This window comes from Klebsiella scottii, from assembly GCF_036561945.1.
In the GTDB taxonomy this organism is placed as follows: Bacteria; Pseudomonadota; Gammaproteobacteria; order Enterobacterales; family Enterobacteriaceae; genus Klebsiella; species Klebsiella scottii.
The window spans coordinates 1,658,704-1,679,022 of record NZ_JARXNI010000020.1 but is presented as its reverse complement, the minus strand read 5'-3'; the positions used below and the strand labels follow the sequence as shown (position 1 = coordinate 1,679,022).

At 58.6% G+C, this 20,319-nt stretch carries 17 protein-coding genes; 7 read left to right on the top strand and 10 right to left on the bottom strand.

All coding sequences use genetic code 11. The features are described 5' to 3' along the window. Nucleotides 1-30: 30 nt before the first annotated feature. From QFI97_RS15555 to QFI97_RS15540, 4 genes are all read right to left on the bottom strand, one after another. Nucleotides 31-1,743 (bottom strand): ABC-F family ATP-binding cassette domain-containing protein, encoded by a 1,713-nt coding sequence (locus tag QFI97_RS15555; protein WP_346431528.1) that lies wholly within the window; start codon nt 1,741-1,743, stop codon nt 31-33. A 373-nt stretch (nt 1,744-2,116) separates the two neighbouring features. Further along, the gene (locus QFI97_RS15550; protein WP_095097720.1) at nt 2,117-3,814 is read right to left on the bottom strand and encodes an NAD-dependent malic enzyme; all 1,698 of its coding nucleotides are present in this window, start codon (nt 3,812-3,814) and stop codon (nt 2,117-2,119) included. 172 nt (nt 3,815-3,986) lie between these two features. After that, nucleotides 3,987-4,127, bottom strand: a complete 141-nt coding sequence (sra, locus tag QFI97_RS15545) for a stationary-phase-induced ribosome-associated protein (protein ID WP_004861775.1) — start codon at nt 4,125-4,127, stop codon at nt 3,987-3,989. 158 nt (nt 4,128-4,285) lie between these two features. Further along, a complete protein-coding gene (locus QFI97_RS15540) occupies nt 4,286-5,137 on the bottom strand; it encodes a Vmh family MBL fold metallo-hydrolase (RefSeq protein WP_346431527.1) in 852 nt (283 codons plus the stop codon). Nucleotides 5,138-5,250: 113 nt separating this feature from the next. Here QFI97_RS15540 and QFI97_RS15535 point away from each other — a divergent pair, with 113 nt between their 5' ends. From QFI97_RS15535 to QFI97_RS15505, 7 genes are all read left to right on the top strand, one after another. Continuing rightward, nucleotides 5,251-6,141, top strand: coding sequence for a LysR family transcriptional regulator (locus QFI97_RS15535; protein WP_095097726.1), 891 nt, complete (start codon nt 5,251-5,253; stop codon nt 6,139-6,141). Between the two features lie 25 nt (nt 6,142-6,166). Beyond that, a complete protein-coding gene (locus QFI97_RS15530) occupies nt 6,167-6,676 on the top strand; it encodes a GNAT family N-acetyltransferase (protein ID WP_346431526.1) in 510 nt (169 codons plus the stop codon). A gap of 64 nt (nt 6,677-6,740) precedes the next feature. Further along, on the top strand, nt 6,741-7,172 hold the full coding sequence (locus tag QFI97_RS15525; protein WP_095097732.1) for an OsmC family protein: 432 nt from the start codon (nt 6,741-6,743) through the stop codon (nt 7,170-7,172). A gap of 132 nt (nt 7,173-7,304) precedes the next feature. Beyond that, on the top strand, nt 7,305-8,180 hold the full coding sequence (locus QFI97_RS15520) for an oxygenase MpaB family protein (protein WP_346431525.1): 876 nt from the start codon (nt 7,305-7,307) through the stop codon (nt 8,178-8,180). A 263-nt stretch (nt 8,181-8,443) separates the two neighbouring features. Continuing rightward, a complete protein-coding gene (locus QFI97_RS15515) occupies nt 8,444-9,361 on the top strand; it encodes a bestrophin family protein (protein WP_095097737.1) in 918 nt (305 codons plus the stop codon). A 226-nt stretch (nt 9,362-9,587) separates the two neighbouring features. Then, the gene (locus QFI97_RS15510) at nt 9,588-11,888 is read left to right on the top strand and encodes an FdhF/YdeP family oxidoreductase (RefSeq protein WP_346431524.1); all 2,301 of its coding nucleotides are present in this window, start codon (nt 9,588-9,590) and stop codon (nt 11,886-11,888) included. A gap of 190 nt (nt 11,889-12,078) precedes the next feature. Next, nucleotides 12,079-12,960, top strand: a complete 882-nt coding sequence (locus QFI97_RS15505) for a LysR family transcriptional regulator (protein WP_346431523.1) — start codon at nt 12,079-12,081, stop codon at nt 12,958-12,960. A gap of 83 nt (nt 12,961-13,043) precedes the next feature. Here QFI97_RS15505 and QFI97_RS15500 read toward each other — a convergent pair whose 3' ends face one another. The 6 genes from QFI97_RS15500 to QFI97_RS15475 form a co-directional block, all read right to left on the bottom strand. After that, nucleotides 13,044-13,469, bottom strand: coding sequence for a hypothetical protein (locus QFI97_RS15500; protein ID WP_346431522.1), 426 nt, complete (start codon nt 13,467-13,469; stop codon nt 13,044-13,046). A gap of 209 nt (nt 13,470-13,678) precedes the next feature. Then, a complete protein-coding gene (locus tag QFI97_RS15495; RefSeq protein ID WP_346431521.1) occupies nt 13,679-15,088 on the bottom strand; it encodes an MFS transporter in 1,410 nt (469 codons plus the stop codon). A 380-nt stretch (nt 15,089-15,468) separates the two neighbouring features. Next, entirely contained in the window at nt 15,469-15,987 is a 519-nt protein-coding gene (locus tag QFI97_RS15490; RefSeq protein ID WP_095097749.1) for a ClbS/DfsB family four-helix bundle protein, read from the bottom strand. A 175-nt stretch (nt 15,988-16,162) separates the two neighbouring features. Continuing rightward, nucleotides 16,163-17,185 (bottom strand): ABC transporter substrate-binding protein, encoded by a 1,023-nt coding sequence (locus QFI97_RS15485; RefSeq protein ID WP_346431520.1) that lies wholly within the window; start codon nt 17,183-17,185, stop codon nt 16,163-16,165. Nucleotides 17,186-17,193: 8 nt separating this feature from the next. Next, nucleotides 17,194-19,317 carry a TonB-dependent receptor gene (locus QFI97_RS15480; protein WP_346431519.1) on the bottom strand — a complete coding sequence of 708 codons (2,124 nt, stop codon included), beginning with the start codon at nt 19,315-19,317 and terminating at the stop codon, nt 17,194-17,196. A gap of 187 nt (nt 19,318-19,504) precedes the next feature. Further along, complete coding sequence (locus QFI97_RS15475; protein WP_346432096.1) at nt 19,505-20,278, bottom strand: MBL fold metallo-hydrolase; 774 nt, start codon at nt 20,276-20,278, stop codon at nt 19,505-19,507. Nucleotides 20,279-20,319 lie beyond the last annotated feature (41 nt).

Sequence of the window (20,319 nt, the reverse complement as noted above, 5' to 3'; positions counted from 1 at the left end):
CTTGACGCCGCGAGCCGGGCTGGTTTGGTTTTAACTCAGTCGGGCATTAATTTCTGCGATCTCCTTACGCCACTGCGCCTGCTGCTGCGGTTTCTGATGCTTCGGCTTACGCGCAAGATCTTCAGCCAGGCGCTGTTCCAGGCTAATCAGCCGTTCCAGCAGCGCATCGCCGTCCTCTGCGGGCGTTGCCGCCGCCGGCACCTGCGCTGGCCGTTCGCACTGGCCGGTAACATTCTGCAGCCGCGCATAGACCTCGTCGACGTCGTGCCATTCGCTGAGGCCCTGGTCGTCGATCAGCCAGAAGCGGTTACAGCTTCGGGCGATCAGCTGACGGTCATGGCTGACCAGCAGCAGGCCGCCGGGATAGTCCCGCAGCGTAGCCGCCAGCGCCTCTTTGCCTTCCATATCAAGATGGTTGGTGGGCTCATCTAACAGCAGCAGGCTATAGCGCGCCAGCGACAGCCCGACAAACAGCAGCCGGGAGCGTTCGCCTCCGCTCAGGGTGCTGACCTTCTGCCCGTGACGGGCCCAGCCGAAGCCGGCGGAAATCAGCGCGCGCTTACGCGCCTCCGGGGCCGGCGCAAAGGCTTCAAGCGCCTCCAGCAGGCTGTGGCTATCGGCCAGCTGATGCAGCGTCTGATCATAGTAACCCGGGCTGAGGCGGGGGTGCAGACGTAGCCCGGCGTCCGGTGCCGCCTGCTGCAGTTGCCGCCACAGCAGGCGCAGCAGCGACGATTTTCCGCCGCCGTTGCGGCCCATTATTGCGACCCGATCGCCGCTTTTCAGCCGCGCCAGCCCGGTGGTGAACAGGGCGGGCAGCCCCGGCGCCGGCGGGACCGGTAGTCGTTCCATTTCCAGCAGACGGTCGGCCTGCACCGCGTCGCCATGCAGCGCCAGCCGCCACGGCGTCCCGGCGGTCACGCTGGTTTGACTCTCCTTGAGACGCAGCACCTGTTTTTCCATCTGTTTGGCTTTGCGCGAGAGATCTTCGTTGTCATAGACCTGCCCCCAGGTAGCTAACCGCCTGGCGCTGGCGGCGACGCGGTCGATCTCCTTTTGCTCGGCCTTATGGCGCAGGGCGTCGCTTTCATCCTGCTCCTGCAGCGCCCGGCGAGCCGCGCTGCAGGGGAGAGAGAAGGCGTGCAGGCTGCTGTCGCGCAGGATCCAACTGGCATTAGTTACAGCATCCAGTAAGAAATTGTCGTGCGACACCACGACGAAGCTCCCCTGCCAGGTTTGCAGGAAGCTTTCCAGCCACAGCAGGGTTGGCAGGTCGAGATGGTTGCCGGGTTCATCAAGCAGCAGCAGATCGGGCTGCTGAATCAGGGCCCGCGCCAGCAGCAGCCGGGTATGCTGGCCGCCGCTGAGGTTGGCCGCCTGCTGCCCGAAGCTGGCGGCGTCAAAGCCCATTTCGGCCAGCAGGCGCTCCGCCTGCCAGCGATGGTTTTCGCGACCCGCAGCGGGGAGGCGAGCCAGTACCGCCTGCACCAGCGATTGCGCTAATACCGCCTCCGGCAGATGCTGCTCCACGCGGGCCAGCAGGCAGTGGTTAGCCAGCGCCACGCGGCCGGAATTGGGCGTAAGCGTACCGTCGAGTACCTGCAGCAAGGTGCTTTTCCCGCAGCCGTTATAGCCCATCAGGCCGATGCGGTCGCCTTTTTTGAGGGTGAAGGAGAGATCGTTGAATAACGGGCCAAATGCCGTTTCAACGTACAGAGATTGTGCGGTTAAGAGTGTGCTCATTGTGACTTACTCAAGAGTTACAGGCATGAGAATGCCTCGTCAAACATCGCTGACGATAACCCGGTAAGCCCGAGGGAAGGGAATTAAGGTTTGGTTTCTTCGCTCAAGCTAAAGTTATCGCAGCACGATACCGATAACGCTTGAGGGGGTACGATCGCCAAATGTATGTGAAAAAATAAACATTTCACAGTACAGCATGGGGTCCTCCTTTTTTATTCAGTTAGTTGACAGGTGCAGGCAGTGTAGAAGGAGAACGTCGATTTAGCTAGCGGCTAAATCCAGGAGGGATGCGGGGCAAAAAAGCGGGCCCCGTAGAGGCCCGCCGCGTTCGCCGTTATCCAGATGGCGTGTCGCTTGTCGAGACCAATCGCGATTAAATCGACGTCCGACGGTAGTTGCGATACTCCGGCTGCCAGAAGTTATCGCTGATCGACTGCAGCAACGCCTCAGCGGAGGTTTTCACCGCCACGCCCTGTTCCTGAGCGACTTTACCAACCGCAAAGGCGATAGCGCGCGACACGGTCTGAATATCCTTCAGCTCCGGCAGCACCGGGCCTTCGCCGTTGTTCACCAGCGGGGAGTGCTTCGCCAACGTTTCGCTGGCGGCCATCAGCATATCCTCGGTGACCCGCGAGGCGCCGGAGGCGATGACCCCGAGACCAATTCCGGGGAAGATATAGGAGTTATTGCACTGGGCGATCACGTACTGCTTGCCTTTCAGCGTCACCGGCGCAAACGGGCTGCCGGTGGCGACCAGCGCTTCGCCGTCGGTCCAGCTAAGAATGTTCTGCGGCGTCGCTTCCACCCGGGAAGTGGGGTTCGACAGCGGCATCACGATCGGCCGCGGGCAGTGCTTATGCATCTCGCGAATAATTTCTTCGGTGAACAGCCCCGGCTGGCCGGAAACGCCGATCAAAATATTGGGCTTGACGTTGCGCACGACGTCCAGCAGAGAGAGAACGTCGCTGGTGGTATCCCACTGCTGCAGGTTTTCCCGCTTCTGCACCAGCTTGCTCTGGAACGGCAGCAGGTTCGGCATCGCGTCGGTGAGCAGACCGAAGCGATCGACCATAAAGACGCGCTGGCGCGCGGCCTCTTCACTTAGGCCTTCACGCTGGATCTGGGCGACGATCTGCTCGGCGATACCGCAGCCGGCGGAACCGGCGCCGAGGAAGACAATTTTCTGTTCGCTCAGCTGGCTGCCGGCACCGCGGCTGGCGGCGATCAGCGTACCCACGGTGACCGAAGCGGTGCCCTGGATATCATCGTTGAACGAGCAGATTTCATTCCGGTAGCGGTTAAGCAGCGGCATGGCGTTCTTCTGCGCAAAGTCTTCAAACTGCAGCAGCACGTCCGGCCAGCGATGCTTAATGGCCTGGATAACGTCATCAACGAACTGATAGTACTCGTCATCGGTGATACGCGGGTGACGCCAGCCCATATACAGCGGATCGTCGAGCAGCTGCTGATTGTTGGTTCCGACGTCCAGCACCACGGGCAGCGTGTAGGCCGGGCTGATCCCGCCGCAGGTGGTGTACAGCGACAGCTTCCCGATAGGGATACCCATTCCGCCGATGCCCTGATCGCCAAGGCCCAGGATACGCTCACCGTCGGTGACCACGATCACCTTAACGTTGTGGTTAGGCACGTTTTGCAGGATATCGTCGAGGTTATGTCGGTTCTGGTAGGAGATAAATACGCCACGGGCGCGGCGATAGATCTCGGAGAAACGTTCGCAGGCGGCGCCGACCGTCGGGGTATAGATGACCGGCATCATCTCTTCAAGATGGTTGCCAATCAGGCGATAAAAGAGCGTTTCGTTGGTGTCCTGAATATTACGCAGGTAAATGTGCTTGTCGATCTCGGTTTTGAATCCCTGATACTGGATCCACGCGCGCTCGGCCTGCTCTTCGATGGTTTCGACCACTTCCGGCAGCAGGCCCAGCAGGTTGAAGCTGCTGCGCTCTTCGATGCTGAAGGCGCTACCTTTGTTAAGTAGCGGAAACTCAAGCAGGACGGGACCCGCGTAGGGGATGTACAGGGAACGGTTTTTTTTATGGGTGAATTGCATCGCACTAACTCCTTGATAATCGCATCAGGCCCGGCGCGGCGATAGACGGGCGGGCTGGCATGGAATGCAGCGGGCAGAGTATAGAGCAGTTGCTGTTAAAGAGGGGAGATAGTGCTAAAAAAACACCATCCTGGCAAAAGGACGGTGTTTTTATCATCACTCAGTCGAGAAATTAGCCGGCGCGGCGTTTGCGGCCGGTGGCATGCGCGTGGTTGATGGTGGTTTCCACATCGCCGTCCAGCACCACTTTTTTCTGCTGGGACAGCTTATAGTTCAGACCGAGAAGATGACGTGCCTGATGGTTCGATTTCATTCTTACTCCTTAATCCACTTCTGTTTCAAGGACAAGCCCGGCGAAACCGGACGAAATATAACCCTAACGGCGGCCCGTTAACCGAACCGCGCTATCTATGGTGGGCTATATTTTCACCAATGGCAACCTCATGTTCGCGGATTAGGAACAGTCTGCGCTTACCACTTCATCTCGCCGGTGTTTACCTTAGCGCTAAGCTCCAGCGAGCTCTCTTCCGCAAGTTTCGGCCAGTGCTGCTTCATCTCTTTAATCACGCCGGCTGAATCCTTATGGTTCTTCAGCGCCTGCTCAAACTGCTGCAGATAGTCGCGGGTAAAGAGGATCGCGCGGTCGCCTGCCGGCGGCGTGCCGAGATAGTGCCCCGGAATTACCTGCTGCGGATGCAGCGCGGCCATATCGTCGAGGGTTTTGCGCCACTGCAGGCGGCTTTCAGCGGTCTGGGTATCGGCGGTCCAGACGTGCATATTCCAGGCGACGCCGGTACCGCCCAGAATGGCCTTGTTACCCGGGATCCACACGAAGGCGGCGTAGCCGTTCGGCTCGCGGATTTCGACCTTCTCGCCGTCGATGGTAAAGGTGCTGGCTTCAATGACCTGCGGAGCATAGACCTGCTGCGGGGCGCCGTCTTTCATCTGCGGACCCCAGTAGGCCAGCTTCGCGGCTTTAGTGGCGTTAATGTGATTAACCACTTCCTGCGTCGCGACAATTTTTGCCTGCGGGAAGGCTTTAACCAGCGGCTCAAGGCCGAAGTAGAAATCCGGGTCGCCGGAGGTGATCACAATCCGGCTCAGCTTCTTGCCGTTTTTGCGGATCATCTCAACCAGCTTCTCGCCGTCCTTGACGCTGAACTGGGCGTCAAACAGCACCGCTTCGTGGGGGCCGGACGCCAGCGTTGAGTTGACGGCGAAAATCCCTTTATCCTGCGGGTTGTAGGTTTGCAGCTGCAGCGGTGCGGCGAAGGCGGCGCTGCTGAACAGGGCAGTGGCGATGGCAAGAGTCGATAGTTTCATGATTGTTTTCTCAATGTCGGGTGAATAACGCTATTTTACGCATTTCCCGATTTGCGAAAATTCCTGAAAAAAGAGATGCTGAGTTTCATAAATCGTGCAGATGGAAACGACGTATGGATCGCATTATCGCCGCCAGGGTATATATCCGCATTTGCGAGCTGGGCAGCCTCAGCGCCGCGGCGCGGGCGCTGGGCATGTCGCGGCCGATGGTCAGCCGCTATCTTGAGCAGATGGAGCACTGGGCCGGCAGCCGCCTGATCCACCGCTCTACGCGCCGGCTAACGCTTACCGCCGCCGGGGAGAAGGTGCTGCAAAAAACCCGCAGCCTGACGCAGCTGTCGGACGAAATTGCCGGGCAGACCGAGCGGGCGGTGCCCAGCGGTACGCTGCGGGTGGCCTGCGCCCACTTTACCGCCATGCAGCTCATTTCCCCGCTGCTGCCGGATTTTCTTGCCCGCTATCCGCAGCTGCGGCTTGAGCTGGATATCAACAACCATCCGGTCAGCCTGATCGGCGAACGCATCGACGTGGCAATCCGCATCACCGATAACCCGGAGCCGGGAGCCATCGCCCGCCGGCTGGGGGTCTGCCGATCGGTGCTCTGCGCCTCGCCGCGCTGGCTGCAGCTGAACGGACAGCCGCAGACGCCTGACGACCTGAGCCGGCACAACTGCCTGCATTACAGCCATTTCGCCACCCAGACCTGGCAGTTTATCTCGCCTGAAGGGGAGAGCGCGGCGGTGGCGGTATCGGGAAATTTAAGCGCCGGGATCTCCTCCCTGCTGCTGGAGGCCGCGGTGGCCGGCTGCGGCATCGCGATGCTCCCCGAGCTTGAGGCGCAGCGCGCGCTGAGCGGCGGGGCGCTGAAGCAGATACTGCCCGGCTGGACGCCGAAGCCGCTGAGCGTTTTCGGTCTCTATCTCTCGCGCGACTACCAGCCCAGCGCGCTGCCGCTGTTTCTCGACGACATTCAGCAGCGTCTGGCGCAGCCTGCGAACGGCTAGCATTTTTCACTAAAGGAATGGAACGATGATGATATTCAGAACGATGCAGGAGGCCGACTATGCGGCCTGGCTCGCCTACTTTATCCCTGATTACGCCGCCGAAATTGCTGAGAACTATGGTCTTTCAGCTCAGGACGCCCGGGCTCAGGCGCAGCAGGAGATCGCCGAGAGTCTCCCCGACGGCGCGAGCACGCCGGGCCAGGTGTTACTCTGCCTGATTGAACGCGTCGGGGATGCAGAGCAGCACGTTGGCTACCTGTGGTACAAGCCGGACGCCAAAATGCGCTCCGCCTTTATTTGCGACTTTTATATTCACGCCGCGAGTCAGGGGAAGGGGCTGGGCAAACAGGCGATGGCGGCGCTGGAAAACGATCTCAGGCAGCAGGGGTTTGTGCAGATAAAGCTGCGGGTCGCCGGAGATAACGCGCGCGCCCGCCGCCTGTACGAGGCCAGCGGCTTTGGGGTAACCGGCGTCAATATGAGTAAGAATATCGGCGCCGGATCGTGGGGCAAAATGACGACGGGAGGTAAATGACGCAGGCCGAATCCGCCATCCGCTCCTATACTTAATCCTTTAACGTCAAAAAAGGAGCGAATCCATGGCAATTCATAAGAAAGGTCAAGCGCACTGGGAAGGGGATCTGAAAAGCGGTAAAGGAACCGTCTCAACGGAGAGCGGGGCGCTGAACCAGCAACCTTATGGCTTCAACACCCGCTTTGAAGGCGTCAAGGGCACTAACCCGGAAGAGCTTATCGGCGCGGCCCACGCGGCCTGCTTCTCAATGGCGCTATCGCTGATGCTGGGTGAAGAAGGGTATACGCCAACCTCGATTGATACGGTCGCCGTTGTGACCCTCGATAAATCCGCCGGCGGCTTCGCCATTACCAAAGTGGCGCTCCAGAGTCAGATCGTCCTGCCGGGTATTGCCGATGCGGCGTTCGAAAGCATCATTCACAAAGCGAAAGCGGGCTGCCCGGTTTCGCAGGTGCTCAATGCCGAAGTGAGCCTGGAATATCAGCTCAATCCGTAAACGCGCTTCCCGCCACAGCGTGCCCGCGACCTGCGGGCACAACGTATTTTGCCTGAAAGCCGCTGCCGGCAAATGAGTCCGGCGTTAAATAATGGTATGTTTTGTCTGTTACGCAAAGGAACAGGCACAGTAATGACCAGCATACGCGGCATGATTGAAGCGCAGGTATTGGGTTTAACCGGCATGGCGCTGAAAGAGATTGATTTTGAACACCCGCCCGGCGAACCGGGGCTGTTTGGCCCACGCTCGGCTATCTGGCCGGTGCACGGCGATTTTACCTCTATGCTCTGCGGCGGTATCAGCGCGCTGCTTCTGCAGATGCTCCACCCGCTGGCGCTGGCCGGCGTCTGGGATCACTCTAACTTCCGCGAAGACATATTTGGCCGCCTGCGGCGCACCAGCCAGTTCATTTCTGCGACCACCTTTGGCACCGCCGCGGATGCCGAGCGGCTGATCGCGAAGATAAAGGATATTCATCTGCGGGTGAGCGGGCGGGATCGGGACGGCACGCCGTACGAAGCCAGCGATCCGGCGCTGCTAACCTGGATACACGTTGCCGAGTGCAGCAGCTTTATGGCCTCGCATTTGCGCTACCGGCGAACCGTGGTGAGCGAAGCGCGCCAGGAGCAGTATTTCGCGGAGGCCGGAGAGATTGCCCGCCGCCTCGGCGCGCGGGATATTCCCGTCACGCCGCGGCAGGTGGCGGAGTATTTGCAGGATATGCGTCCGCGCCTGCGCTGCGACGAACGCACTCAGGAGGTCGCCCGGGTGCTGTTTGCCACCCGCCTGCCAGGGAAGCTGAGCCAGCCCGTTGGCCGGCTGATGATGCGCGCGGGGGTCGATCTTCTGCCGCCCTGGGCGCAGGAGATGCTCTCCCTCAGGATGAGCCGCCTGCAGCGGCAGTCCACGCGGCTGGCGGTGCACGGCATTGCCCGCGTGCTGCGCGCCTCGGTGCGTAACGGCGCCTGGCACTGCGCGATGCGCCGGATGAACGGCGGCGTTTTGTAACCCGCCGGCCCGCTCCACGGCGTGCTGATAATTAACCCTGTTAATAGAGCGGTAATTAGCTCTGCCGCTTTATTACTGCGGGGAGCGCGGTTCCGCATATTGCCGGACAAATAAAAAGGGACCATAATTAGCGGGCCATTAATCCATCGCTTATTAGTGGTAAATAATTAACGCATTGTCGTGTTGGTGCTCAATAAAATAAGCCAATGGCGTAATAGATAATATTAAGCCATGCCCAATGGCGTTCATCAGGAAGTAATACAATGATTATCCGACCAGAACAACACTGGTTTCTCCGTCTGTTTGACTGGCATGGCTCGGTGCTGTCAAAAATCGTCTTTCGCCTGCTGCTCAATGTGCTGATGTCGATTATCGCGATTATTAGCTATCAGTGGTACGAGCAGCTGGGGATCCATTTAACCGTCGCCCCGTTTAGCCTGCTGGGGATCGCTATCGCGATTTTTCTCGGCTTTCGCAACAGCGCCAGCTACAACCGCTTTGTCGAGGCGCGTAACCTGTGGGGAACGGTATTAATTGCCGAGCGCACGCTTATGCGCCAGCTAAAAAATATTCTGCCCGCCGCCGCAGAAACGCATAAAAAAATAGCCAGCTACCTGATTGCCTTTAGCTGGAGCCTGAAGCACCAGCTGCGTAAAACCGATCCCAGCGCCGATCTTTATCGTCTGCTGCCGCGCGATGTGGTGACGGAAATTATCGCCAGCTCGATGCCAACTAACCGGATTCTACTGCTGGTGGGGCATGAGTTAGGCCAGCTGCGCGAAGCGGGGAAGATCAGCGATATCACCTACGGCCTGATGGATAATAAGCTCGATGAGCTGGCGCACGTGCTGGGCGGCTGCGAACGTTTAGCGACGACGCCGGTGCCTTTTGCCTACACCCTTATTTTACAACGTACCGTCTATCTGTTTTGCACGCTGCTGCCTTTTGCGCTGGTTGGCGATCTGCACTACATGACGCCATTTGTCTCGGTCTTTATCTCCTACACCTTTTTGTCATGGGATTCGCTGGCGGAAGAGCTGGAGGACCCGTTCGGCGTCGCCGCCAACGATCTGCCGCTCAACGCGATGTGCAATACCATCGAGCGCAATCTGCTGGACATGACCGGCCAGCATCCGCTGCCGGAAAAAGTTCAGCCCGACCGGTACTACAATCTGACCTGATCCACCGCAGGCTGCTAATGTTAAATAAGTTAAATCTAATGCGTGATAGATAACATTGATTATACAGCTTCGGTCCTGATTGTTATTCTTTCGTTAACAAAACCCTCGCCGGCGTCGGGTATCAGCCCACGTCGGCGAGCGGCCATAAAAATAGTGCCGATCGCTCTGATAAGGCTATCTGACGCACGCATTTACCTGCATATCGACGGTGCATTCAGGAGTTAGCATGAACAAGAAAAGACGCGCAGTGCCGGGGGTTCATCCCTATGACGGCCCGGCCGGCGGCTGGGGCGCATTGAAAGCCACCGCCATCGCCGTTCGCACCCAGATGGATGCCCTTGATGCCCCCGCGACGCTGCTGCGCACCAATCAGCCGGACGGTTTTGACTGCCCGGGCTGCGCATGGCCGGATAAAGAACACAAATCGACCTTCCAGTTTTGCGAGAATGGCGCCAAGGCGGTGACCTGGGAAGCGACCAGCAAGCGCGTCACCGCCGAATTTCTGGCGGCCAATACGGTAAGTTCGCTGCTCGCGAAAAGCGATTTTGAGCTGGAGGGCTACGGTCGCTTAACCGAACCGCTGGTCTACGATCGCGCCAGCGACACGCTGCGTCCGGTCTCCTGGGACCGCGCCTTTGCGCGGATCGGCGAGATTGTCAGCCGCATGCAGCCGGATGAGGTTGAATTTTACACCTCCGGACGCGCCTCCAACGAAGCCGCCTGGCTGTTCCAGCTGTATGCCCGCGAGCTGGGCACCAACAACTTCCCGGACTGTTCCAATATGTGCCACGAGGCAACCAGCGTTGGGCTGCCGCAGTCCATTGGCATTGGGAAAGGGACGGTTTCGCTGGATGATTTTGACAAAACCGAGCTGGTCATTTCCATCGGCCACAACCCGGGAACCAACCACCCGCGGATGATGGGAACCCTGCATGAACTGTCCCGGCGCGGCGTGCCGATTATTGTCCTCAATCCGCTAAAGGAGAGGGCGCTGGAGCGTTTTGCCGACCCGCAGAACGTGATCGAAATGGCGACCTATAGTTCAACCAACATTGCCTCGACCTATTTCCAGGTCAAGGCCGGCGGCGATGCCGCGGCGCTGAAGGGGATTGCCAAAGCGCTGCTGCAGATGGATGACGATCTGGATAATGTCCTCGACAGCGCATTTATTGCCGAACATACGCAGAACTTTCCGGCCTTTGCCCAGGATTTGCGCCTGACCAGCTGGCACGATATCGAACGTGAGTCGGGTCTGACCCGCGACGACCTGCAGCGCGTTGCCGCGGCCTATGCCAAATCCAACGCCACCATCGTCACCTACGGCATGGGGATCACCCAGCATAACAAGGGCACCTCAAACGTCCGCCTGATCGCCGACCTGCTGCTGATGCGCGGCAATATCGGCAAGCCGGGGGCCGGGATCTGTCCGCTGCGCGGGCACTCCAACGTGCAGGGCAACCGTACCGTCGGCATTACCGAAAAGCCGAGCGCCAGCTTCCTCGCCAACCTGCAGCGAGAGTTCGGCTTTGTTCCGCCGCAGGCGCATGGGCACGACGCGGTGAAAGCGCTGGAGGCGATGATTGAGGGGAAATCGAAGGTGCTGCTCTGTCTGGGCGGCAATTTTGCCGTCGCCATGCCCGATCATCAGCGGGCCTTCCCGGCGATGCAGAGGCTGGAGCTGAGCGTACACGTTGGCACCAAGCTCAACCGCTCGCACCTGCTGATGGCCAAAGAGACCTATATTCTGCCCTGTCTCGGACGCACCGAGCTCGACCTGCAGGAAAGCGGCCGTCAGTCGATTACCGTTGAGGATTCGATGTCGATGGTTCACGCGTCGTCGGGCAAGCTGAAGCCGGCCTCGGCGCAGCTGCGTTCCGAACCGGCCATTGTGGCCGGGATGGCGATGGCGACGCTGGCGAACAGCAAAGTTGACTGGCTGGCGCTGGTGGCAAACTACGATCGCATCCGCGAGCTGATTGAACGCACCGTTCCCGGCTTTGAAAACTACAATCAGCGCATTCGTCATCCGGGCGGTTTCCGCATGCCGCTGCCGCCGACCGAGCGTATCTGGCCGACGCCAACGGGTAAAGCGATGTTCTCGGTTTTCGACGGCGTTCATGAAAACGTGCAGGTGGACGGAGAGGACGTTATGCGCCTGGTGACGCTGCGCAGCCACGATCAGTACAACACCACGATTTATGCCCTCGATGACCGCTATCGCGGAGTCTTCGGCCGCCGCGACGTGCTGTTTATGAACGAGCAGGACATGGAAAATATGGGGCTGGAGCACGGCGACCGGGTTGATATCAGTACTGCGCTGCCGGACAGCCACCAGCGGCTTGAGAACATTACGGTGGTGGCCTACAGCATTGCGCCGGGCACCGTGGGCGCCTATTACCCGGAGGCTAACGTCCTGGTTCCGCTAAACTATCTTGATCAAGAGAGCGGCACGCCGTCCTACAAATCGGTGCCGATTCGCCTGACGCTGCGCTCGAAAGAGATCCTGCCGCTTGCGGGTATGCGCTAATACCTTCCGCACTTCGTCGCCGGCGAGCGCTGGCGACGAGGCCCCATCAGCGCGGCGTCAGGTTTGGCGACACCGCGGCGAACATCTTCCGGTCTTAAAATAACATTTGGCTAACATATTTGGGCTACAATAGCGCTCTGTATCGCGTTAGCGCGCCTTCAGGCGCGGGCGCAAATAGAGTGAATCAATAATGGATATTAAACAGCTCAAGTATCTGATCGCCCTCGATCGAACCCGCCATTTTGGCCAGGCCGCGGCGGCCTGTCATATCACCCAGCCGACGCTATCCATGCGCATTCGCAGCCTGGAAGAGGAGCTGAACCTCGTGCTGATCCAGCGGGGACAGCGCTTCGAGGGGTTTACCCCCGAAGGCGAACGCATTCTGGCGTGGGCGCGGGCGCTGCTTGCCGCCCACGACGGGCTGGAAGCGGAGGCGGCCATTTGCCGCGGGCAAATGGTGGGCCAGCTGCGGGTCGGCATGGTGCCGCTGGCCAGCCTCAATCCGATGCAGCTGATTAAGCCCCTGACGGAGAAGTATCCCGAGCTGCAGTTTAGCCTGCTGTCGCTGACCTCGGAGCAGATTATCGATGGCGTGAGCCGTAATCAGCTCGACCTGGGGATCTGCTACCTGCACCACGTCGATAGCCAGCTGTTTAACGTGCAGTGGCTGCCGGCGACGCGGATGGGGCTGCTGCACGATAAGCGGCATTTTTGCTTCGCGCAGGGGACGCCCGATTGGGAAAACCTGGCTTCTCTGCCGCTCGGTTTCCTCACCAAAGGGATGTACTACCGCGAATCGATCGAGATGAGCTTTAAAGCGAAAGGGCTAACGCCGAAATACGTTTTTGAAAGCGACTCTACCTTTCAGATAATCCAGGCGGTACAGGCGGGGATCTGCTGCGCCATTATGCCGCTCAATAATGGCCTGGAGGAGCTGAGCGACAATCTGGAGATTATCCCGATTGCCGAAACGGAGGTAGATTCGATGCTGGCGCTGATTATGCGCAATAAAGAGCCGGTGTCGTCGCTGGCGGAAAAATGCTTTGCCGATGCGCAGGCGATATTTGGCTAATTCTTTAGCAGAATATAATGTATGAATTAGCGCTCCGAAGAGGTTGGGGCGTTAATTAACATCATCGCGGAACCGTTGCGTAATTAATGACAGCCGTAGGCGGTTATTCTGCTATAAAGATCCTGGAACGACTCTTCCGTCAGCACATCGCCCCGCAGCACCGAAACGGTAAAATGAAAGAACGGCGTGAAGATGCTATCCATGTCGCTATATTCTTGCTGTTTTAAACCACAGGCGGCATACAGCCTGCCTGCCAGGGTGGTTGACGGGAAACGGGCGATATCAAGCAGCTTCTTCGTAGCGTCCGGAGATGAGACAACCATTACTAGCGCCTGCTCCCCGGCGCTTTTATGCGCGATAAAGCCGTTATAACCGGTGGAGAAATACTGCGAACTGGCGATGGTTTTTACAGCATCAGGTAATTCAATCTTCGCGCCGACTGCCTGAGCCGAGCAAGCTATTAATAGCGTAACCAGTAATTGTACAATGAGGTTTGTTTTTTTAAGCATCGGGCTTGAGCCATAAATAATTCATTGGACATCTATAGCACGCGAAAAAATAGCGATCAATAAATAGCGCTGATTATCCGTTTTGCCATTGATATTTATCAGGTCAGTGAATGTGGGGTTTTTATTATATTGGTGACGGAGGGATTTTATAAATCAGGACACAGGCTCTGCCGTCGCCGCCGGGAGAGATCCGGCGACGCGGCGTGAGGTTAGATTTTTTCCAGGCTGATGCCGCGAGTTTTCGGCCCGAAAATACCGACCGAGAGCATCACCATCAGCATGCTGACCACGATAAAGCCGATCACTCCCGGCGCACCGGCGTATTGCAGAATGATGCCGATCAGGATGCTGGTGATTGCCGTCGACAGGCGGCTGAACGAGTAGCAGAAGCCTACCGCGCGGGCGCGAATATGGGTCGGGAAAACCTCGGCCTGATAGGCGTGATAGCTGATGGTGAGCCAGGCGTTGGACCAGGTGATCATAAACCCGCAGATAACCAGCATCACCGGACTATTTTGTAGTGCGAACAGGGTGCCGAACACCACCGTCATCAGCGCGGAGAGTACGATTTGCCATTTGTTCTCAAAGCGGTGAACAAAGCGGGTGCAGAACAGGCAGCCAATCGGATAGGCGAGGGTAATGAAAAAGGCGTACAGCAGGCTATGGGTAATGCTGGTGCCCTGGCCTGACAGCAGCGCCGGCAGCCAGTTTCCGAAGCCAAAGAAGCCGATAGCCTGGAAGAAGTTCATTACCATCAGCATGATGGTGCGTCGGCGATATTCCGGCGCCCAAATCTCTTTAAAGGTGCCGGTCTGCGTTTTGGTGGTCCCGGGCTGCGTAAGGTGCTGCGGCGAGGGGGCAATACCGCAGCGTTGCTCCATCTCACACATCACCGCGTGCGCATCGTCGTTGCGGCCTTTAACCTCCAGCCAGCGGGCCGATTCCGGCAGCTTCTTGCGGATGACCCAGATAACCAGCGAGCACAGCGCGCCGAAGATAATGACCCAGCGCCAGCCGCTCAGGCCGAACAGGGTGATGGGCACCAGCATCCATGACATCAAGGCGACGGCGGGCACCGAGAGAAACTGAATGAAGAAGGCAAAGGCGAAGGCTTTGTTACGCAGATGGGTCGGAACCCATTCGCTCAGGTAGGTGTCGATGGTGACCAGCTCAATGCCGAGGCCAATGCCAACGAGGAAGCGGAAGAAAATAACCCCCTCCGCGCTGCTCTGAAAGGCCATCAACAGCGAGAATACGCCGTACCAGGCAAGCGCAAACATAAAGGTCAGGCGGCGGCCGAGCTTATCCGCCAGCGGCGCGAGAAGGCTGGCGCCGATAAACAAGCCGAAAAAGGTCGCCGAGGCGAAGGCGGCCTGATCCGATATGCCGAAAACTCCCTGCTCGCCGACATGAAAAATATTCTCTGCCAGCAGGCCGGTGCTGATGTATCCGGTCTGAAAAAGATCGTACAGCTCGAAGAAACCACCGAGCGCCAGCAGGGTGATAAATGACCACAGGCCGAAGGAGGCGGGCAGCGCATCGATACGGCTGGTTAAGCTGGAGTGGGGTTGTCCTGCGGAAGCAAAGGGCGCATCCCCCAGAACGTGGGTGGTAGACATATTATTATTTCCCTCAGAAAAAATGTTCGCCTGCTAATGTTAATTGATTGTTAATAGTTTTAAATTTTTAATCGCCCGCTCTATATCAATTCTTCAGACAGATATCTGGTAAATCGTCTCCGGGTCTGTGGAATACGCTGGTTTTTGGCGGCCGGGCGCGGCAGATTTGAATGAAATGACTAACAGGCCGCTAGCGCAGACTTTCAGAGGGGATGACGGGAGAGGGGACGGGCGTCACGGAGCGTATTTATGACGTTATCGCCGGCGTTCCGGCTTAACCGCCGCCGGCGCTTGTCATTAAGAAAACCGGCGACGGGTCTGGCAGACCCGGAATACCGGCGCATGAAGATGATTAATCCATGCTTATTTCACGCAGACGTTTACTTTAAGCTGATATTATTCTCTTTCGCCCACTTTCTTAATCGTGCGCACGCGTTAGCATAAGGGGACGATGTGTTAAATGAGATCATTCGTCCCATTGTCCATTTTGTGTACCAGGGTTTGCCATACAAAATTTCATCGCTGCGCTCATCAATCAGCTGCGTTATTTCATTTTTTACCCTCTGCAGCTCAGCGATTAGTGCGCTATAGCTTAATCCCCTGTAGTCTGCGTAAAACTTTTGCGCCAGAAGACCAAGCTGATTCCATTTATAGCCAGCCTCCGGAAAATCGACAGCCAGCCCTTTGGCGTCAGAAACGATCCACTTTACAACCAGAGCATTCCATCCCAGCAGATACGAAACCAGGTCCCGAACGCTCATCTGGCTGCCTTTGGCGTGACCATCCATTGCGTTATCCGCAGTAAGTTCTGCCGGTATTGCATGGAGATAGCCCATTAATTTATCGAAGTTTTTATCAATAGCGCTAAGTAATTCAGATTTTGTTTGCGGCACACTCATAAAGAATTCCCTCTCACTCAAGGTTCGGTATCCGGAGCGGTATCAGCGCGCATTAAGATAAGTTTCTGCCGCACGCGCCCGGCTCATTAAGCGGATAGTAGCGCTGAAAATGAGCCCAGGCGCATGGCGAGGCCGCAAATTTGTGAATGCCGCACCGTTCTCCGGGTTCTGTGGCCTATTTTCCATCCTTTCGCTGCGGCGGTAGCGCCTGCAGTATTCTGCTGGCCTCTGATTCGCTCAGCGGGTAATCGAAAAAGCGCTGATAAAAGTCGCGGGTGACCGCGAGCATATCAATATCGGCGAAGCGCTGAGGCTGGATCTGCTTTGCCGCCCACTGAATTTGCAGCGCGCTTTCGGTCCCGTAGCGATCCCACGGGAAAACCCCCGCCGGGTTTTGCCGCACCTGCTGGTTTTTGACCGCCTGCAGGGTGGAGAAGAGGTCACGATAGGCGGAGTGCGCTAAATCGCCGCAGCCCGCGCCGAGGATAATAATATCCGGCTGCCAGACCAGCACCTTCTCCGGAGAAATCTCCTGCATATTGCCCTCGATCCCGGCGGCAGCGTTCTGGCCGCCGGCCAGCCGGATCCAGGTATCGATCAGCGTATGGCTGCCGTCGACCTTGAGCGGCTTCAGCGACTGGATATGCAGCACGCGCGGGCGTTCGGCGTCGGTCAGCGCGGCGGTTCGCTGGCCGATACGCGCGATAGTCTGCTGTAAATACCGGTTGTAGGCCTGCGCTCTGGCCAGCGCCTGCGGCGTCCCGAGAACCTCGGCGGTGGTGGTGACGGAACGCGCCAGCGACGGGTAATCGGTAAAGCTCATCTCCATAACCGGCAGACCGGCCTGCCGGTACGCTTCGGCATCGCCGTTACCTTGGGCGACAAAGACCACTTCGGCTCCGCGCGCCAGCAGCGCCTCGCTGGTAAAGTGCGGGCCGCGGCTGATAAGCGCCTGGTTGAGGCGAGGATCGAGGTGAAACATCCACGGGCGGCTGTCCGGGCGATTAACCGTTGCCACAATGTTATCGCCCGCGCCGAGGGTCATCAGCAGCGAGTGGTGGGCGAACCATCCCTCGGCGATGCGATCAACGCGATCCGGCAGGGTGACGCTATGCCCGGCATCGTCCGTCAGCTGGCGGCTGGCGAGAGCCGGCAAAGCGAGCCAGGCGCAGAGTAAAGCGGCAGCTATTTTTTTCATTATGATCCTTAGAAATCAAACTGTACCGAGGCCGTCGCTTCACGCGGCGCGCCGAGCTGCGCGCTGGCGTAGCCGGCGCCGGTGTAGCCGGTCAGGGCCCCCGGAACGATATTGCTCCAGTAGCGGCGGTTGGTCACGTTAGTGACTGCCAGCCTGAAGGTGGTGTCGGTACCGAACAGTCGGGTGCGATAGTTGCTGCCGACATCCAGGGTGGTATAGCTACCGACCCAGCCGTCGTTGGCGCTATCGGTCGCCCGGCGGCCGACGTAACGGATATTGCTATTCATATCCAGTCCCGGTAGCGCAGCGATGCTGTAAATGACCAGCATGTTGGCGGTGAAGCGAGGCAGACCGACCACCTGTTTGTCGTCAGCGCTGGCGCTGGAGGTGTTGTGCAGACGCGGATCGAGCCAGCTGCCGCCGCCGAACACGCGCAGATTGGGCGTGATGCGTCCATCGGCCATCAGCTCCAGCCCCCGGTTTTTCTGCGTTCCGTCTTCGACGAAATCTCCGCTGTCGTTGGTATAGGCAAACGGGCGCTCGGCCTGGAACAGCGCGGCGGTCAGCAGCAGATCGCTGTGCACGGCGTACTTCGCCCCGGCCTCAAGCTGATGGCTGCGGTAGGGATTGAGAACGTCGCCTGCGTTATTGGCGCCGGCCGGGGCGGTGTCGCCCTGCTGCATGCTGTTGGCCCAGGTGGTATAGAGCGTCAGGTTATCGACCGGCTTATACATCAGGCTGGCGGAACCGCTGGTACCGCGATCGTCATGGCTGCTGCTGCGCCGGCTGTTTTTACCGTAGTTGTCGACGGTAAACAGGCTTTCGCTGCCGGAAAGCAGCAGGCTCCACTGGGGGCTGAAGGTCAGGGTGTCGTTGAGCAGGAATACGTGCTGGGTGGTGGTCGCGGAATGATAGCGATCGGTGAAATCCGGATAGGCCGGGCGCGGATAGTCAGGGCTGTCGTCGAGGGTCGAGCTGCCGAGCTTTTGCGTCCCGCCATCGCGAGGGTTGTAGTTTTTCCACACGAAGCCGCGCGCGCCTATCGCCAGATCGTGCTGCAGCCAGCCCGTTTCAACGCTCCCGGTCAGGTTGGCGAGATAGCTATTGATGGTAAAGCGGCTGGCCGCGGAGTTCGAGGTGGTGGTGGCGTAGCTGCCTTTATTATCGGTTAGCGTATTGGTCACGGTGGTGGATTCGCGATCCGCAATCTGGCGCAGGACCCCAACGTCCAGCAGCCAGTTGCCGTCAAAGTCGTGTTTGAGATGCAGGCTGCCGGTGGTCGTGGTGTCGTCATTGCCGGCGTAATACTGACCGTACTTGCTCCTGGTCGGATCGAGCGGCGACGGGAAATGGGTGCCTTTGGCTAAAGCGAAGGAGCCGGGCAATCCCTTTTGATAAAAGTGGTAGTAGCTAAAGTTGCTCTCCAGTACCGTCTGGTCGGTGAGCTGAAAATCAAGCGCCAGACCCGCATACTGGTTGCGTTGACGGCTGCCGTGGGTATAGCCGCTGCCGTCCTGGTTCATCAGGTTCAGGCGATACTTCACCCGGTCGCCTGAGTCCAGCGGGCCGCTGAGATCCAGCGCGGCGTTGGCGCCAGAGCCGGTTCCTCCGCCCACCGTGACCCGGCGCAGCGGCACGTCGCTGGCGCGTTTGGAGACGAGGTTAAACATGCCTGCCGGATTCGCCGGGCCATACAGCGCGCCGGCCATGCCGCTAAGGACTTCAATGCGCTGAAACTGCTCGGCCGGGTATTCGGTTGTCGAGACCGCGTTCAGCCCGTCGATAGTGCTGTTCTGCACCACGCTGCCCTGCATGCCGCGGGTCTGCGGACGAACGCCATCGCCCTGAACCGAGGGCAGATAGCGATAGACGTCCTTCACGCTGCCGGCCTGCACCTGGCGGGTCAGTGAATCCGACAGGGTCTGTACCGACCACGGGACGTCAATCAGCTTGCGTTTGCCGAGGCTGCCGAGCGTTGCCTGCTGTTCGGCGGCAGGCGTGGCGCTATCCAGCGTTTCGGCGGGGGATTCAGCGGTGACGACCAGGGTTTCTGCGGCGTCAACGGGCAGAGTCAGCAGCAGAGAAGAACAGGGGATCATCCCGGTTAATAGAACGAGTTTATATGAGTGCATTGATTTAATTTCAGACGAATGAAAAACGGAATGAGGCGGGAGAGATCTCGCTTCTGTCTGAAGGGTACGGGTTTTATTTGTATGACAAAAAGATAGAGCCATTCGCTATGTATGTCAATATATAACGAATGGTTTCTTTACTTAAGAAAAACGAGGCCAGCGGCCGGGCGGGATGTCGCGCTAATCTTCAGGCCTGCTGATACACCATCCGGTAACCGCCGTCGATGGTCTTCAGGTAGGCAAAACCGGCGCCGGCGAGGTGCATGCCGGCAATCAGCCACTGCTCGCTTGCCGCCTGCGCCAGAATCCGTTTCCGCGTGCTTGCAGCCTCGGCGGGGTCGGCGTCAAAGGCGATAGCGACGGCCGGCAGGGCTGACTGAATGTGCGGGAAATGCACAATGTCGCCCCAGATCAGCAGGGGCTTATCCCCGGCATCGATACGAAACCCGGTATGACCCGGCGTATGGCCGGGTAGCCAGATTGGACGAATGCCGGCGAGCACCTCATCGTCCGTCAGCAGGTTCACCCGCTGCCCATAGGCCGCCAGCGTGCGGCGGAACAGCGTAAAATTGCGCCGGACGCGTTCGCTGGCCCGCATGAACAGGGCCTCATCCTGCCAGTAATCGATCTCCCGCGGGTGCAGATACAGCCGCGCATTTTTATAGACGGCCTCGCCGTCGGCGTCGAGCAGCCCGCCGATATGATCGGGATGGCCGTGCGTCAGCAGTAGCGTATCGACGTCGGCCGCAGCGATACCCTGCTCACGAAGGCGCGCGGGGAGCTCGCCTCCGGCGTTATTCAGGCCGCCGGCGCCGGAATCAACGAGGATCGTGCGTCCCCGGCCGCGGATCAGATAGGCATTGATATGCAGAGCCGCCGGGTCAGCCATGCCGGCGGCGCGTTGCATTTTGTCGGCTTCTGCGGGGTCAATGCCTGAGAGTATCCCCAGGCTGACGGACATATTTCCGTCGCTCAAGGCGCTCACCAGATAATCGCCAACCT

Excerpts from the sequence above, each read along its gene's own strand:
- QFI97_RS15535 (WP_095097726.1), top strand. The coding sequence starts at position 5,251 with ATGGATCGCATTATCGCCGCCAGGGTATATATCCGCATTTGCGAGCTG.
- QFI97_RS15485 (WP_346431520.1), bottom strand. The coding sequence starts at position 17,185 with ATGAAAAAAATAGCTGCCGCTTTACTCTGCGCCTGGCTCGCTTTGCCG.
- QFI97_RS15495 (WP_346431521.1), bottom strand. The coding sequence starts at position 15,088 with ATGTCTACCACCCACGTTCTGGGGGATGCGCCCTTTGCTTCCGCAGGA.
- QFI97_RS15555 (WP_346431528.1), bottom strand. The coding sequence starts at position 1,743 with ATGAGCACACTCTTAACCGCACAATCTCTGTACGTTGAAACGGCATTT.
- QFI97_RS15490 (WP_095097749.1), bottom strand. The coding sequence starts at position 15,987 with ATGAGTGTGCCGCAAACAAAATCTGAATTACTTAGCGCTATTGATAAA.
- sra (WP_004861775.1), bottom strand. The coding sequence starts at position 4,127 with ATGAAATCGAACCATCAGGCACGTCATCTTCTCGGTCTGAACTATAAG.
- QFI97_RS15505 (WP_346431523.1), top strand. The coding sequence starts at position 12,079 with ATGGATATTAAACAGCTCAAGTATCTGATCGCCCTCGATCGAACCCGC.
- QFI97_RS15500 (WP_346431522.1), bottom strand. The coding sequence starts at position 13,469 with ATGCTTAAAAAAACAAACCTCATTGTACAATTACTGGTTACGCTATTA.
- QFI97_RS15520 (WP_346431525.1), top strand. The coding sequence starts at position 7,305 with ATGACCAGCATACGCGGCATGATTGAAGCGCAGGTATTGGGTTTAACC.
- QFI97_RS15475 (WP_346432096.1), bottom strand. The coding sequence starts at position 20,278 with ATGTCCGTCAGCCTGGGGATACTCTCAGGCATTGACCCCGCAGAAGCC.
- QFI97_RS15550 (WP_095097720.1), bottom strand. The coding sequence starts at position 3,814 with ATGCAATTCACCCATAAAAAAAACCGTTCCCTGTACATCCCCTACGCG.
- QFI97_RS15525 (WP_095097732.1), top strand. The coding sequence starts at position 6,741 with ATGGCAATTCATAAGAAAGGTCAAGCGCACTGGGAAGGGGATCTGAAA.
- QFI97_RS15530 (WP_346431526.1), top strand. The coding sequence starts at position 6,167 with ATGATGATATTCAGAACGATGCAGGAGGCCGACTATGCGGCCTGGCTC.
- QFI97_RS15480 (WP_346431519.1), bottom strand. The coding sequence starts at position 19,317 with ATGCACTCATATAAACTCGTTCTATTAACCGGGATGATCCCCTGTTCT.
- QFI97_RS15540 (WP_346431527.1), bottom strand. The coding sequence starts at position 5,137 with ATGAAACTATCGACTCTTGCCATCGCCACTGCCCTGTTCAGCAGCGCC.
- QFI97_RS15515 (WP_095097737.1), top strand. The coding sequence starts at position 8,444 with ATGATTATCCGACCAGAACAACACTGGTTTCTCCGTCTGTTTGACTGG.
- QFI97_RS15510 (WP_346431524.1), top strand. The coding sequence starts at position 9,588 with ATGAACAAGAAAAGACGCGCAGTGCCGGGGGTTCATCCCTATGACGGC.